General features: G+C 60.2%; 11 protein-coding genes. 5 read left to right on the top strand and 6 right to left on the bottom strand.

What is annotated here, in order from left to right; all coding sequences use genetic code 11:
• Positions 1 to 43: 43 nt before the first annotated feature.
• The gene (locus ACJ8PI_RS15875; protein ID WP_033636802.1) at positions 44 to 1,369 is read right to left on the bottom strand and encodes a hemolysin family protein; all 1,326 of its coding nucleotides are present in this window, start codon (positions 1,367 to 1,369) and stop codon (positions 44 to 46) included.
• A 180-nt stretch (positions 1,370 to 1,549) separates the two neighbouring features.
• Entirely contained in the window at positions 1,550 to 2,191 is a 642-nt protein-coding gene (gene msrA, locus ACJ8PI_RS15870; RefSeq protein ID WP_033648689.1) for a peptide-methionine (S)-S-oxide reductase MsrA, read from the bottom strand.
• Positions 2,192 to 2,495: 304 nt separating this feature from the next.
• Between msrA and tamA the strand changes: the two genes are divergently transcribed.
• From tamA to ACJ8PI_RS15855, 3 genes are read left to right on the top strand one after another with little or no spacing between them, the layout of a single operon-like run.
• Complete coding sequence (gene tamA, locus ACJ8PI_RS15865; RefSeq protein WP_194243329.1) at positions 2,496 to 4,214, top strand: autotransporter assembly complex protein TamA; 1,719 nt, start codon at positions 2,496 to 2,498, stop codon at positions 4,212 to 4,214.
• Complete coding sequence (gene tamB / locus ACJ8PI_RS15860; RefSeq protein WP_164134884.1) at positions 4,211 to 8,029, top strand: autotransporter assembly complex protein TamB; 3,819 nt, start codon at positions 4,211 to 4,213, stop codon at positions 8,027 to 8,029. Before tamA ends, tamB begins: the two co-directional genes overlap by 4 nt.
• Positions 8,030 to 8,031: 2 nt before the next feature.
• Entirely contained in the window at positions 8,032 to 8,379 is a 348-nt protein-coding gene (locus ACJ8PI_RS15855; RefSeq protein ID WP_033648686.1) for a gamma-glutamylcyclotransferase family protein, read from the top strand.
• A gap of 55 nt (positions 8,380 to 8,434) precedes the next feature.
• Here ACJ8PI_RS15855 and ppa read toward each other — a convergent pair whose 3' ends face one another.
• Positions 8,435 to 8,965: an inorganic diphosphatase gene (gene ppa, locus ACJ8PI_RS15850; RefSeq protein WP_004933594.1), complete on the bottom strand. Its 531-nt coding sequence runs from the start codon at positions 8,963 to 8,965 to the stop codon at positions 8,435 to 8,437.
• A 260-nt stretch (positions 8,966 to 9,225) separates the two neighbouring features.
• Between ppa and ACJ8PI_RS15845 the strand changes: the two genes are divergently transcribed.
• Positions 9,226 to 10,779, top strand: coding sequence for a methyl-accepting chemotaxis protein (locus ACJ8PI_RS15845; protein WP_033636809.1), 1,554 nt, complete (start codon positions 9,226 to 9,228; stop codon positions 10,777 to 10,779).
• A 45-nt stretch (positions 10,780 to 10,824) separates the two neighbouring features.
• Here ACJ8PI_RS15845 and fbp read toward each other — a convergent pair whose 3' ends face one another.
• Positions 10,825 to 11,829 carry a class 1 fructose-bisphosphatase gene (gene fbp, locus ACJ8PI_RS15840; protein ID WP_004933587.1) on the bottom strand — a complete coding sequence of 335 codons (1,005 nt, stop codon included), beginning with the start codon at positions 11,827 to 11,829 and terminating at the stop codon, positions 10,825 to 10,827.
• 169 nt (positions 11,830 to 11,998) lie between these two features.
• On the opposite strand from fbp, the gene mpl reads away from it, so the two are divergent.
• The gene (gene mpl / locus ACJ8PI_RS15835) at positions 11,999 to 13,378 is read left to right on the top strand and encodes a UDP-N-acetylmuramate:L-alanyl-gamma-D-glutamyl-meso-diaminopimelate ligase (protein WP_033636810.1); all 1,380 of its coding nucleotides are present in this window, start codon (positions 11,999 to 12,001) and stop codon (positions 13,376 to 13,378) included.
• Between the two features lie 197 nt (positions 13,379 to 13,575).
• Here mpl and yhcN (ACJ8PI_RS15830) read toward each other — a convergent pair whose 3' ends face one another.
• Both yhcN (ACJ8PI_RS15830) and yhcN (ACJ8PI_RS15825) read right to left on the bottom strand, forming a co-directional pair.
• Positions 13,576 to 13,839, bottom strand: a complete 264-nt coding sequence (gene yhcN, locus ACJ8PI_RS15830; RefSeq protein WP_033638654.1) for a peroxide/acid stress response protein YhcN — start codon at positions 13,837 to 13,839, stop codon at positions 13,576 to 13,578.
• Positions 13,840 to 13,959: 120 nt separating this feature from the next.
• Entirely contained in the window at positions 13,960 to 14,223 is a 264-nt protein-coding gene (gene yhcN, locus ACJ8PI_RS15825) for a peroxide/acid stress response protein YhcN (RefSeq protein WP_033638655.1), read from the bottom strand.
• Between the last annotated feature and the right edge of the window lie 299 nt (positions 14,224 to 14,522).

The following is a 14,522-nucleotide window of genomic DNA, read 5'->3' as shown; positions in this document are numbered from 1 at the left end:
GCCCCGATGGGGCCGCTGATGTTTTTGTCTTATCGCCGTCAAGCTACGGGGTGTCTTCCGGCGCTTTCGGCAGCACCGCCGCCGGTTTGTCGCTCAGCCGGGTGACCAGCAACTGGTCTATCTTGTAGCTGTCGATATCCACCACTTCGAACTTGTAGCCGGCGTATTTGACGAAGTCGGTGCGTTTCGGGATCTTGCGCAGCATATACATCATAAAGCCGCCGATGGTCTCGTAGTTGCCCGCCTGCGGGAACTCGTCGATATCCAGCACGCGCATCACGTCGTCGATCGGCGTGCCGCCCTCAATCAGCCATGAGCTTTCGTCGCGCGCCACGATCTGCTCTTCCTGGCCCTGGCCGACCAAATCGCCCATCAGCGTGGTCATCACGTCGTTGAGGGTGATGATGCCCACCACCAACGCATATTCATTGAGGATCACCGCGAAGTCTTCGCCGGCGGTCTTGAAGCTTTCCAGCGCTTCGGACAGCGTCAGCGTATCCGGCACGATCAGCGCCGAGCGGATCTGCACGCCGCTGCTCAGCACCAGGCTCTGGTTGCCCAGCACGCGGTTCAGCAGGTCTTTGGAGTCGACGTAGCCGACCACTTGATCGATATGGCCGTCGCACACCAGGAACTTGGAGTGCGGATGGGTCGAGACCTTCTCCTTGATGCTCTCTTCGCTTTCGCGCAGGTCGAAGTACACCACGCTTTCGCGCGAGGTCATCGAAGACGGCACGGTGCGCGATTCCAGTTCGAACACGTTTTCAATCAGCTCATGTTCCTGCTTGCGCAGCACGCCCGCCAGGGCGCCGGCTTCCACCACCGCGTAGATGTCGTCGGAGGTGATGTCGTCCTTACGCACCATCGGCAGCTTGAACATACGGAAGATCAGGTTGGCCATGCCGTTGAAGAACCACACCAGCGGGCGGAAGATCATGATGGAGAAACGCATCGGGTTGATGATCCGGACGGCGACCGTCTCTGGTGCAATCATACCGATGCGCTTCGGGGTCAAATCGGCGAACAGGATAAACAGGCTGGTCACCAGCACGAAGGAGCAGATGAAGCTGACCTGTTCCGCCAGTTCGGGCGACAGGAAACGATCGAACAACACCTTGAAGGTGGGAGAGAAAGCCGCGTCGCCGACGATACCGCCGAGGATGGCCACGGCGTTCAGGCCGATCTGCACCACGGTGAAGAAGATGCCTGGGGTTTCTTGCAGTTTAAGCACTCTGGCGGCGTTGACGTTGCCTTCGTCCGCCATCAGCTTCAGTTTGATCTTGCGCGAGGCGGCCAGAGAGATTTCCGACAGTGAGAAGAACGCACTCACCGCGATCAGAAAAAGAATCAGTAAAATACTGTTTAACATAATCTATCCATACGTGCCGACGGGATGCCGGCGCTCTTGAGGAAGGGTAGTACATAGTAAAAAAAGCAGCGATAACAACCAGAAGGGAAGCTATCGGGCCGCAGAAGCGGCCCGCACAGTATAGCAGTTGCCCCACAGGGGCCGCCAGCGGTTAAAAAAGTGCCGCCGGCCGGCATCGGATCAGCCCTGCGGCGGCAGGCAAACGCCGATGCCGCCCAGCCCGCAGTAGCCTTCCGGATTCTTGAACAGGTACTGCTGATGATCGTCTTCCGCGTAATAGAACGGCAGCGCCGGCGCGATCTCGGTAGTGATGACGCGCTTGTCGCCTGCCGCCTCCATCGCCTGCTGGAAGCGCTGCAGGCTGCTTTCCGCCTCGGCCTGCTGCTCCGGGCTCAGCGTATAAATCGCCGAGCGGTACTGGGTGCCGACGTCGCCGCCCTGGCGCATGCCCTGCGCCGGATCGTGATTTTCCCAGAACACCTGCAGCAGCTGTTTGTAGCTGACGACCTGCGGATCGAACACCACGCGCACCACTTCGGCGTGGCCGGTCTGGCCGCTGCACACTTCGCGGTAGGTCGGGTTCGGCGTGTAGCCGCCGCTGTAGCCGGCGGCGGTGCTGTAGACGCCCGGCTGCTGCCAGAACAGGCGCTCAACGCCCCAGAAACAGCCCATGGCGAAGATCGCCACCTCCATGCCTGCCGGCACCTGGGTCATCGAGTGTTCGGTGACCACGTTGAGCGTTGCGACAGGCATTGGCGTGGTGCGGCCAGGCAGCGCGCTTGCCTTATCGACGGTTTGTGATTTATCAAAAAATGGCACCACGGTTGACTCCTGTTGTCACAGTAAGAATTGACCCTACATGGGGGCGGTTCGGTTGTATCTCACCGCGTCTTTGCCCACAATAAGTGGCAAGTTGAGTTTATGTATAAGCTTAACGCAGTATTTTGAGCGCCAAAAGTGAAGAATTCGCCTGTTGCGCGGTGGTGGCAAGCGCGGCGGGCGGCGTCCGGAACAAGGTTGAAGAGGGCTGCCGTCATGATAGCGCGGAGTCTGCCCTGGCCCCGGAGCGAACACCATAACAGGAAAGTAAAATCAATAAGGAGAACACGTGCCAAAGTACCCGGTCATGTGCTTGATATCTGTGTTGCTTGCGGCACCTGCGGCCTATGCGGCCAACGTGCGCTTGCAGGTGGAGGGGTTAAGCGGAGAGTTGGAAAAAAACGTCCGGGTGCGGCTGTCGTCGATCACGCCTGAAGAGGTCGGCACCGACGGGCGCTTCCGCGCGCGGGTGGATGAGGCGGTGCGCCAGGGGCTGCGCGCGCTCGGCTATTACCAGCCGACCATCGAGTTTACGCTGGACGATCGGCCGGGGATGTCGCGCCCGGTGCTGCACGCCAAGGTCAATCCGGGCGAACCGGTGCGTATCGCTGGCGCCAACATCGTGCTGGAAGGCGGCGCGAAGACCGATGAGGACTACCTGGCGCTGGTGAAGAAGGGGCGGCCGACCATCGGCGAGATCCTCAACCACGGCAAGTATGACAGTTTCAAAGGCTCGCTCACCGGCTTGGCGCTGCGCAAAGGCTACTTCGACGCCGACATGACCAAAAGCCAGCTCGGTGTGGCCGAAGATCTGCACAAGGCGTTTTGGGATATCGATTTCAACAGCGGCGAACGTTACCGCTTCGGCAAGGTGAAATTCACCGGTTCGCAAATCCGCGAAGACTATCTGCAAAATCTGGTGCCCTTTCATCAGGGGGATTACTACAGTTCGGAGGATTTGGCCGAGCTGAACCGCCGTTTGTCCGCCACCAACTGGTTCAACTCGGTGGTGGTATCCCCTGATTTCAACGATGCCAAAGAGAACAAGATTTTGCCGTTGGACGCGCTGGTGACGCCGCGCACGCGCAACACCGTCGAAACCGGTATCGGCTACTCCACCGACGTCGGCCCGCGGGTGAAAGGCACCTGGAAAAAGCCCTGGCTCAACGATCGCGGGCATAGTCTGGAAACCAGCGCCAGCGTGTCGGCGCCGGAGCAGCAGCTGGATCTGACCTACAAAATCCCGTTGCTGAAGAACCCGCTGGAGCAGTATTACCTGCTGCAGGGCGGCCTCAAGAACGTCGATCTTAACGACACCAAGTCCGTCACCTCCAAAGTGGTGGCCTCGCGCAACTGGGATCTTTCCAGCGGCTGGCAGCGGGCGATCAACCTGACCTGGCGCTGGGATAACTTTACCCAGGGTAACGTCAGCAACACCACCATGCTGCTGTATCCTGGCGTCAGCTTCAGCCGCACCCGTTCGCGCGGCGGTCTGATGCCGACCTGGGGCGACAGCCAGCGCTACTCTATCGACGTGTCCGACACCTCCTGGGGCTCCGGCGTGGACTTTGCGCTGATGCAGGCGCAGAACGTCTGGATCCGCACCCTGGCCGACAAGCATCGTTTTGTGGCGCGCGGGCAGGTGGGCTGGATAGAAACCAACGACTTCGACAAGGTGCCGCCGGATCTGCGCTTCTTCGCCGGCGGTGACCGCAGCATTCGCGGCTACAAGTACAAAGACATCTCGCCGCGCGGTGACGACGGCAAGCTGACCGGCGCCTCCAAGATGCTGACCGGCTCGCTGGAGTACCAATACAACGTGACCGGCAAATGGTGGGGGGCGATGTTCGTCGACTCCGGTGAAGCGGTGAACGATATCAAGAAGAGCAACTTCAAGACCGGCGCCGGCGTAGGCGTGCGCTGGCAGTCGCCGGTGGGGCCGGTGAAGCTGGATATAGCCGCGCCTGTGGGAGACAAGGACACCCACGGGATGCAGTTCTACATCGGTTTGGGGCCTGAACTATGAGCCTGGTTAAAAAGATTTGTCTCGGATTTCTGGTCGTTCTGCTGTTGCTGATCGGCGGTCTGGCCTTCCTGATAGGCACCACCACCGGTTTGCATATGGTCATCAACGGCGCGGCGCGCTGGGTGCCGGGGCTGGAGATCGCCGGCGTCAGCGGCGGCTGGCGCGATCTGACGCTGAAGGGCGTGAAGTATCAGATGCCGGGCGTGACGGTCAACGCCGGGCAGTTCCATCTGTCGCTCGATCTCTCCTGCTTTAAGCGCAGCTCGCTGTGCGTCAACGCCTTGACCGCCCAGGATGTGGACGTGGCGGTGAACACCAAAGAGATGGCGCCTTCCGCGCCGGTGGAGGAGAGCAGTGAGCCGACCACCAATCTCAGCACGCCTTACCCGATCACGCTGCGCCTGTTGGCGTTGAACAACGTCAAGGTCACCGTCGACGACACCGCCATCTCGCTGGCCGAGTTCCGCACCGGTGCGCAGTGGCAAGAGCGCGCGCTGACGCTGATGCCGACCAAGATCGGCTCGCTGCTGATCGCCTTGCCGAAAACCCCGCAAAACCCGCTGCCGGAAGCGGTGCAGCCGGCGGTCGAGGTGGCGAAAAAGGTCGGCGAGCAGGTTACCGACGCGGCGAAGCCGGTGCCTCAGCCGGAAGAGAAGCCGCTGGGCGAAACGCTGAAGGAACTGTTCGCCAAACCGCTGTTGCCGGATCTGCCGGACATCCGCCTGCCGCTGGATATCACCGTCAAAGAGATTAGCGGCGAGCAACTGCGCTTGACCGGCGATACCGACGTGCTGATCACGAGCCTGCTGCTGCAGGCCAGCACGCAGGATCAACATATCCAGCTGGACAACTTCGACGTGAAGTCGCCGCAGGGCACGCTGTCGCTGCAGGGGCAGGCAACGCTGACCGGCGACTGGCCGGTGTCCCTGACCGCCAACAGCGCGCTGAACATCGAACCGCTGAAGGGCGAGAAGGTGAAGCTGAACGTCGGCGGCGGGCTGCGTGACGAGCTGAAGGTGGCGCTGAACCTGTCCGGCCCGGTCGGCGCCCAGCTCGATGTGCAAACCCGGCTGGCCGAAGCCGGCCTGCCGCTGGCGCTGACGTTGCAGAGCAAGCAGCTGAAATGGCCGCTGAGCGGCGAGGCGCAGTATCAGGTCAACGATTTCCGCCTGCGCTTTAACGGCAAGGCGACCGACTACGCGCTGTCGACGCGCGCCAATCTGAAAGGCCAGGATCTGCCGCCGGCGGTGCTGACGCTGGACGGCAAAGGCAACGTCGAGCAGTTCAAGCTGGAGCGCCTGCGGCTGGCGGCGCTGCAGGGCAATACCGATCTCACCGCGCTGGTGGACTGGAGCAAGGCCATCAGCTGGAACTCGCAATTGACGCTGAGCGGCATCAATACCGCCAAGCAGTGGCCGGAATGGCCGGCGAAACTCGACGGCAAGATCACCACGCGCGGTAGCCTGCACGGCGGCAGCTGGCAGCTGCAGGTGCCGGTGCTGCAGTTGGACGGCAACGTGAAGCAGAACAAGGTCACGGCGCGCGGTACGCTGAGCGGCAACGCCGCCGGGCAGTGGAAAATCCCCGGCATCGATCTGGCGCTGGGGCGTAACCAACTGAACGTCAAAGGGCAGCTGGACGAGAAGAGCTGGAACCTGGACGCCAACATCGACGCGCCGCGTCTGGACGGCGCGCTGCCGGGCCTGGGCGGCACCGCCAAAGGGCTGCTGAAGCTGCGCGGCAATCTGCAGGCGCCGCAGCTGCTGGCTGATTTGACCGCATCCGGCCTGCAGTGGCAGGCGCTGCGCATCAACCGCGTGAAAATAGACGGCGACGTGCGCTCCACGGATCAGATTCAGGGGCAGTTGGCGGTACGCGTCGAGCAGCTGAAGCAGGATGCGCTGGAGGTCAGCCTGCTGACCCTCGACGCCAAGGGCAGCGAGAAGCAGCACCAGCTGCAGCTGAAGATCGACGGCAAACCGGTCTCCGGCCAGTTGGCGCTGCAGGGCAGTTTCGATCGCCAGCAGCAGCGCTGGCGCGGCAATCTGAACAACACTCGCTTCGATACGCCGGTCGGGGAATGGCGCCTGACGCGCGCCATCGCGCTGGACTACCTGAACACCGAGCAGAAAATCAGCGTCGGGCCGCACTGTTGGCAGAACCCGAACGCCGAGCTGTGCGTGCCCAAGACCATTGAAGCCGGCCAGAGCGGCCAGGCCAGCGTGGTGCTCAACCGGTTCGATCTGGCGATGATCAAGCCGTTCCTTGGCCCGGAAACCGCCCTGAGCGGGGTGTTCACCGGCCGGGCCGACGTCAGCTGGAAACCGGGCGGCGCGCTGCCGGAGGCGAAAGTCACGCTGGCCGGCAACGGCGTCAAAGTGGTGCAGCAGGTGCAGGGCAACGCGCTGCCGATCGCCTTCGACACGCTGACCCTCAACGCCGGCCTGAACAACGGTCGCGCGCTGGCCGACTGGCGGATCAAGCTGACCAACAACGGCCAGTTCGACGGCAATATCCAGGTGGCGGATCCGCAGGTGCGGCGCACCATCAGCGGCAACGTCAATATCACCAACATCTCACTGGCGCTGATCAACCCGGCGCTGATGAAGGGCGAAAGCGCGGCGGGCATGCTGAACGCCAACCTGCGCCTGGGCGGCAGCGCGCAGAAGCCGCTGGTGTTCGGGCGCCTGGCGTTGGATCGGGCGAAGGTGCAGGGGCACTGGATGCCGTTCGATATGACCGACGCGCGGCTGGCGGTGAATTTCAACGGCATGACCTCGACGCTGGAAGGGCTGCTCAGCACCACGCGCGGCCAGCTGAATCTGGCGGGCGACGCCGACTGGCGTGACATCAACGCCTGGCGTGCGCGCATTGCCGCCAAGGGCGATAAGCTGCGGGTGACGGTGCCGCCGATGATCCGCATCGACGTGTCGCCGGATCTGGTGTTCGAAGCCACGCCGCAGCTGTTCTCGCTCAACGGCAAGGTCGACATTCCCTGGGCGCGCATCACGGTGCAGGAGCTGCCGGAAAGCGCGGTGGGCGTCTCTTCCGACGAGGTGATGCTGGACGACCAACTGAAGCCGATTCAACCGAAGACCGCCTCGATCCCGATCAACAGCAATCTGATGATCCACGTCGGCAATGACGTGCGGCTGGACGCTTTTGGTCTGAAAGCCCGTCTGAAGGGCGACCTGAAGGTGGTGCAGGACAAGAAAGGGCTGGGCCTCAACGGCCAGATTGACATCCCTTCCGGCCGCTTCCATGCTTATGGTCAGGATTTGATCGTGCGTAAAGGGCAGCTGATGTTCTCCGGCCCACCGGATCAGCCGCTGCTGAATATCGAGGCGATCCGCAACCCGGAATCCACCGAGGACGATGTGACCGCCGGCGTACGCGTGACCGGCCTGGCGGATGCGCCGAAGCTGGAAGTGTTCTCCGATCCGGCCAAATCGCAACAGGAAGCCCTGTCTTATCTGCTGCGCGGCCAGGGCTTGAGCAGCTCCGGCGCCGACGGCAACGCCATGACCTCGATGTTAATCGGCATGGGGGTTGCACAAAGTGGTCAACTTGTGGGTAAAATCGGCGAGGCATTCGGCGTAAGTAATTTGGCTCTGGACACTCAGGGGGTTGGCGACAGTTCCCAGGTTGTCGTGAGCGGCTATGTTCTCCCAGGCTTACAAGTAAAATATGGGGTGGGCATCTTCGACTCCTTGGCCACGCTGACGTTGCGTTATCGCCTGATGCCTAAGTTGTATCTTGAAGCGGTGTCTGGTCTCGACCAGGCATTAGATTTGCTCTATCAGTTTGAGTTTTAGCGATGCGAATAATTGTCTACGGCAGTTTACGGCGCAAACAGGGAAACAGCCATTGGATGACCAACGCCCAATGGCTCGGCGAGCACGAGCTCGAAGGCTATCAGATTTATAATCTGGGCCATTACCCGGCGGCGATCCCTGGAGAGGGCACGATACATTGCGAGGTGTATCGTATTAACTCATCGATTCTGGCAGAGCTGGACGAACTGAAAAGCAACACCAAGGACTATAAGCGCGAGCTGATTCAGACGCCTTATGGGAGTGCGTGGATCTACCTGTACAAACACAGCGTGGACGGTTACCCGCGAATTACCAGCGGTGACTGGCTGAAGCGTCTCGACGAACAGTAAGAAAAAAAAAACACCGCTCAATGAGCGGTGTTTTTTCATCGGACGGCGGCAGGCATTACTTCTTGGCGGCGCGTTCGAAGGAGGCGATGATTTCCGCTTTAGCCGCGGCAGCGTCTGCCCAGCCTTCCACTTTCACCCATTTGCCTTTTTCCAGATCTTTGTAGTGCTCGAAGAAGTGAGCGATCTGGGCTTTCAGCAGTTCTGGCAGGTCGTTCACGTCTTTCACGTGATCGTACTCTTTGGTCAGCTTGCTGTGCGGTACCGCAACCAGCTTGGCGTCTTCACCGGCTTCGTCGGTCATCTTCAGCACGCCAACCGGACGGCAGCGGATCACGGAGCCCGGCTGCAGCGGGTATGGGGTTGGGACCAGCACGTCAACCGGGTCGCCGTCCAGAGACAGGGTGTGGTTGATGTAGCCGTAGTTGCACGGGTAGAACATCGCGGTGGACATGAAACGGTCAACGAACAGCGCGCCGGTTTCTTTGTCGATTTCGTATTTGATTGGATCGGCGTTGGCCGGGATTTCGATTACTACGTAGATGTCTTCCGGCAGGTCTTTGCCAGCAGGGACCAGATTCAAGCTCATGTCGGTTTCCTTTAATCATCAAACCAGAAATGGAGTGGCGGCTATTATAGCGGACTCTTTTGCGATTTCCTGCCCTTTTCATCGTCGAAAACCCAGTGCGCTGGCGCACGGAGAATTTCCAGATTAATCCCGCCGCGGCATGAAGTTTTGCCTCCGCCTGCCGATAACTTCAACAAACAATAATGAGCCAGCAAAGCTGGCTCCGCGTTTTGCCACCCCTACTACGTCTGATCTCACTATTCTGAAGCCGGGAAGAACTCATGCTAAAAAAGATTACGGTGAAGGCTGGGCTGATCGCCCTGCTGAGCCTGATGACCATGCTGCTGATCATGGTCAGCGTTATTGGCGTCAACGCGATTAACGAAGGATCGCGGTCGATCCATACCTTAAACCAGATCCTCGGCGAAGAGCTGGGCTCGCTGGCCAACAGCTCCAACCTGACGCTGCGCGCCAGAACCGCCGCCTCGCTGGCGGTGCGCCAACGGGAGATCGGCCAGACTGATGTCTCCGACGCCACCGTGGGCCGCATCTACGGTTACCTCGAGCAGTCGAACAAGGAAATGGCGCGCTTTGTCGGCGTCGGCACCGTGACCGAGCGCGGCCGCGAACTCTCCAACCGCCTGCAAAACAGCTACCGCGCCTATCTGGATCAGGGCGTGAAGCCGATGGCTGCCGCCATCAAGGCTGGAAAGATCGATGAGTATTATCATATTCAGGAAACGCGCATCTCCGCGTTGAGCATCGCGTTCGAAAAGGATCTCAGCGATTTCCGCAGCTTCGCCATGAAGCTCGGCGCGCAGCAGGTGTATGACGCGGAAAGCAACGCCAGCACCAAGATCTCGCTGATCGTGGTAGCGGGCCTGCTCAGCGTGCTGCTGGCGGTGCTGGCCTGGTTCGCGCTGCGGGTGATCATTCTGCGCCCGCTGGACGAGTCCATCGCGCAGCTGGAACACATCGCCGGCGGCGATCTGACCCACGAGATCCGCGGCGAGGGCGATACCGAGATGGGCCGCCTGGTGCGGGCGATGCAGCGCATGCAGCAGGCGTTGGCCAGTTCGGTCAGCAAAGTGCGCGACGCCAGCAGCCAGATCGACACCGGTTCACGCGAACTGGCGGCCGGCAACCTGCATCTGGCGCAGCGCACCGAAGAATCGGCCGCTTCGCTGGAAGAAACCGCCGCCAGCATGGAACAGCTGACCTCGACGGTGAAAATGAACGCCGAGAACTGCGAACAGGCCAACCAACTGGCGCTGAGCGTGTCCGATATCGCCAACCAGGGCAGCGAGGTGGTCAGCCAGGTGATGAGCAAGATGCAGGCGATCACCGACAGCTCGCGCCGCATCGCCGACATCATCAGCGTGATGGACGGCATCGCCTTCCAGACCAATATCCTGGCGCTGAACGCGGCGGTGGAAGCGGCGCGGGCCGGCGAACAGGGCCGAGGTTTTGCGGTGGTGGCCGGTGAAGTGCGCAATCTGGCGCAGCGCAGCGCCCAGTCGGCGAAAGAGATCAAAGGGTTGATCGAAGCGTCGCAGAACCGGGTGCAGGAAGGCGAGCAGATGGTGGAGTCGGCCGCGCAGACCATGAGCGGCATTACCGGCGAAGTGGGCCGGGTGACGGCGTTGATGCGTGAGATCTCGGCGGCGACGCGCGAACAAAGCAGCGGTATCGAACAGGTGAACCTGGCGGTGGCGCAGATGGATCAGGTGGCGCAGCAGAATGCGGCACTGGTGGAAGAGTCGGCGGCGGCGACGCGCTCGCTGGAAGATCAGGCTCAGCTGCTGGCGCAGAGCATGGCGGCGTTCAAGCTGTAAGGCGATAAGGGTTCGGCGCGGCGCCGAACCCTTGCAAAGAACGCGTTACTCGTCCGGGTTTTCGGCGATGAAGCGTTCCGCGTCTTCTACCATCGACTTGGTGCCGACGAAGAATGGCGCGCGCTGGTGCAGTTTCACCGGCGTGATGTCCAGAATGCGGTTTTTGCCGTCGCTGGCCTTACCGCCGGCCTGTTCGGCCAGAAACGCCATCGGGTTGCATTCGTACAGCAGGCGCAGCTTGCCTTGCGGGTGGCTGGCGGTGCTTGGGTAGATGTAGATGCCGCCTTTCAGCAGGTTGCGGTGGAAGTCCGCCACCAGAGAACCGATGTAGCGCGAGGTGTAAGGGCGCTGCGTCGCTTCATCCTGCTCCTGGCAGTATTTGATGTATTTCTTCACGCCGAGAGGGAACTTGATGTAGTTGCCTTCGTTGATGGAATACATGTTGCCGCTCGCCGGGAAGCGCACTTTCTCGTGGGAGAGGCAGAATACGCCCAGAGACGGGTCGTAGGTGAAGGCGTGGACGCCGTAACCGGTGGTGTACACCAGCATGGTGGACGAACCGTAAACCACATAACCCGCTGCGACCTGGGCGCTGCCCGGCTGCAGGAAGTCTTCTTCGGTCACCGGCGTGCCGACCGGCGTGATGCGACGGTAGATAGAGAAAATCGTACCGACCGAGACGTTGACATCGATGTTGGACGAACCGTCCAACGGATCCATCAAAACGACATACTTGGCATTTTCAGCTCGCTCGCCGTCGAATATCACGATTTCATCTTCTTCTTCGGAAGCGATACCCGCAACTTCACCACGCGCTTTCAACGCCGCTTTCAGTTTTTCGTTCGCGTACAGGTCCAGTTTCATCTGAACTTCGCCCTGTACGTTGGACACCCCGCTGGTGCCCAGAATATCAACCAGGCCGGCCTTGTTGATGTCGCGGTGGATGATTTTGGCGCCCAGTTTAATTGCAGAAAGTAACGCGGTCAGCTCGCCGGTGGCGTGAGAGAAGTCGTGCTGTTTCTCGACGATAAATTCGCCTAACGTTTTCATGACACAATCCCTGAATCTACGGATGGATAGCGGCCTGTTAACAAACCGCCAACGTTTTCGCGTGCAGTGTAGCCCAAAGATGCGCGCTATTCATAGGCAAATCCATTTCTTCTGGACGATTCTGAGCGTTAGAATATGCCGACATTCGATGCACTCACATGAGAAACCTATGCGCATTCACATTCTTGGGATCTGTGGCACCTTTATGGGCGGGTTGGCGATGCTGGCGCGCTCACTGGGGCATGACGTCACCGGTTCGGACGCCAACGTCTATCCGCCGATGAGCACGCTGCTGGAGAACCAGGGGATCGATCTTATTCAGGGTTATGATCCGGCCCAGCTGGATCCGGCGCCGGATCTGGTGATCATCGGCAACGCCATGACGCGCGGCAACCCGTGCGTGGAGGCGGTGCTGGAACGTGGCATCCCTTACGTTTCCGGCCCGCAGTGGCTGCACGATGCCGTGTTGCGCGATCGCTGGGTACTGGCGGTCGCCGGCACCCACGGCAAAACCACCACCGCCGGCATGGCGACCTGGATCCTCGAGGCCTGCGGCTACCAGCCCGGCTTCGTCATCGGCGGCGTGCCGGGCAACTTCGACGTATCGGCGCGCCTTGGCGGCAGCCCGTTCTTCGTGATCGAGGCCGACGAATATGACTGCGCGTTCTTCGACAAGCGCTCCAAGTTCGTGCATTACAGCCCGCGCACGCTGATCATGAATAACCTGGAGTTCGACCACGCCGATATCTTCGACGATCTGAAAGCCATCCAGAAACAGTTCCACCACCTGGTGCGTCTGGTGCCGGGCAAAGGCAAGATCATCCTGCCGGACAACGATAGCCACCTGAAGCAGGTGATGGCGATGGGCTGCTGGAGCGAGCAGGAGCTGGTGGGGGAAGAGGGCACCTGGCGCGCACAGAAGCTGACGCCGGACGCCAGCCATTACGCGGTGTTCCTCGACGGCGAACAGGTCGGCGAAGTGAACTGGGCGCTGGTGGGCGAGCACAACATGCATAACGGCCTGATGGCCATCGCCGCCACCCGCCACGTCGGCGTGCAGCCGGCGGACGCCTGCCGCGCGTTGGGCGATTTCATCAACGCCCGCCGCCGCCTGGAGCTGCGTGGCGAAGCCAACGGCGTCACGGTCTACGACGACTTCGCGCACCACCCGACGGCGATCCTGGCCACTCTGGCCGCGCTGCGCGGCAAGGTCGGCGGCACGGCGCGCATTCTGGCGGTGCTGGAACCGCGATCCAACACCATGAAAATGGGCATCAGCAAAAACGATCTGGCGCCTTCGCTCGGCCGCGCCGACGAGGTGTTCCTGTTCCAGCCGCACCACATTCCGTGGCAGGTGGCGGAAGTGGCGGATGCCTGCGTGCAGCCGGCGCACTGGAGCGCGGATCTCGACACGCTGGTGGACATGGTGGTGAAAACCGCACAGCCGGGCGATCACATTCTGGTGATGAGCAACGGCGGTTTCGGCGGCATTCACGACCGTCTGCTGGACGCGCTGGCGAAAAAGCAGGAACCGAAAGTCACCTACTGATCGCTCAGCCGCATCAGCCACATCAAGGGTCGCATTCGCGGCCTTTTTTACGCCCATAAAAAAGCCCTCGCGAGCGAGGGCAACGGGGTTCGTCGGATAGGACGACGAGAGGGTCTCTGGGAAATCGGCGTTTGCGTCAGAACTCGGCAGTGGCAGTGACGAGGGTAATCAGCTCTGCAAAGCCGTTCCCAGAGTTGTTATTTGTAAATCTCGGCGGTGGCGTGGTAGTTGCCTTCGTTACGCGCTTCGATCACGCGGTAGGCGGTCGCGCCTTTCGCGTCGGCTTTCTCCGACAACGCCTGGCGAATGTCGGTCGGCGCGCCGTCGATGCCGCTGACGGTGATGGTGCCGATAGATTGCAGATTGGCGGTCTGATCGTTAGTCACCAGCTGGGCGGCGGAGGCGCCGAAGGAGATGACAGACAGCAGGCCGAATGCAGCGAGAGTAGTTTTCATGTTCATGATAGCGATCCTTGGTCATAACAGCCTGGAAGGGCTTGGCAGCGATTTTTATTCTTGAAGGCCGTTATGGCAGCGTTTGATTCCAGAGATGTATTGCCCGTTGCCGGGTAATGCCGGTACTTATTTGTAGATTTCAGCGGTTGCGTGGAAGCTGCCGTCATTGCGGGCTTCGATTACGCGGTAAGCGGTCGCCCCTTTGGCGTCGGCTTTGTCGGACAGCGCCTGGCGGATGTCGGAAGGCGCAGCGGCGACGCCGCTCACGGTGATTACACCGGCCGGCTGCAGTTTTGCGGCCTGAGTTGCATCAATAGATTGTGCTGCGAATGCACCAAAGGAAAGCATGGACAGAACGCTCAGGGTTGCAACGGTAGCTTTAATTTTCATCATCTCACCTCATCGTATTCTTTTATCAGTTCCAACGAACTGTGATTCAGTTCACGAAAATGAGTATACAGCTAGTAACGCGAAAAATTAATAGTTAGCTAACAGTTGCTAGTGAAACTTTAACCTTATGATCCTTATTTTTTATAACTGTAAGGAATAAAAAACGCTCACAAAACGATCTTTTGATGTTAAATTTATGTAATTTCAATAAGGTAAGTGCTTTTGACCAAAAGTGCGGAAGATCACAGTGGGTACTGCTGGTTACATGTAGATGTCATGGAAATGTGTTGCTGAGGGAT

Source organism: Serratia sp. CY82433, from assembly GCF_052166535.1.
In the GTDB taxonomy this organism is placed as follows: domain Bacteria; phylum Pseudomonadota; class Gammaproteobacteria; order Enterobacterales; family Enterobacteriaceae; genus Serratia; species Serratia sarumanii.
Note: the sequence above shows the minus strand (reverse complement) of the source record. Positions and strands in the feature narration are given on the sequence as shown.

Coding starts and splice junctions, on each gene's coding strand:
- yhcN (WP_033638655.1), bottom strand. CDS start 14,223: ATGAAAATTAAAGCTACCGTTGCAACCCTGAGCGTTCTGTCCATGCTT.
- yhcN (WP_033638654.1), bottom strand. CDS start 13,839: ATGAACATGAAAACTACTCTCGCTGCATTCGGCCTGCTGTCTGTCATC.
- tamB (WP_164134884.1), top strand. CDS start 4,211: ATGAGCCTGGTTAAAAAGATTTGTCTCGGATTTCTGGTCGTTCTGCTG.
- ACJ8PI_RS15855 (WP_033648686.1), top strand. CDS start 8,032: ATGCGAATAATTGTCTACGGCAGTTTACGGCGCAAACAGGGAAACAGC.
- fbp (WP_004933587.1), bottom strand. CDS start 11,829: ATGAAAACGTTAGGCGAATTTATCGTCGAGAAACAGCACGACTTCTCT.
- mpl (WP_033636810.1), top strand. CDS start 11,999: ATGCGCATTCACATTCTTGGGATCTGTGGCACCTTTATGGGCGGGTTG.
- ACJ8PI_RS15875 (WP_033636802.1), bottom strand. CDS start 1,369: ATGTTAAACAGTATTTTACTGATTCTTTTTCTGATCGCGGTGAGTGCG.
- ppa (WP_004933594.1), bottom strand. CDS start 8,965: ATGAGCTTGAATCTGGTCCCTGCTGGCAAAGACCTGCCGGAAGACATC.
- ACJ8PI_RS15845 (WP_033636809.1), top strand. CDS start 9,226: ATGCTAAAAAAGATTACGGTGAAGGCTGGGCTGATCGCCCTGCTGAGC.
- tamA (WP_194243329.1), top strand. CDS start 2,496: ATGTGCTTGATATCTGTGTTGCTTGCGGCACCTGCGGCCTATGCGGCC.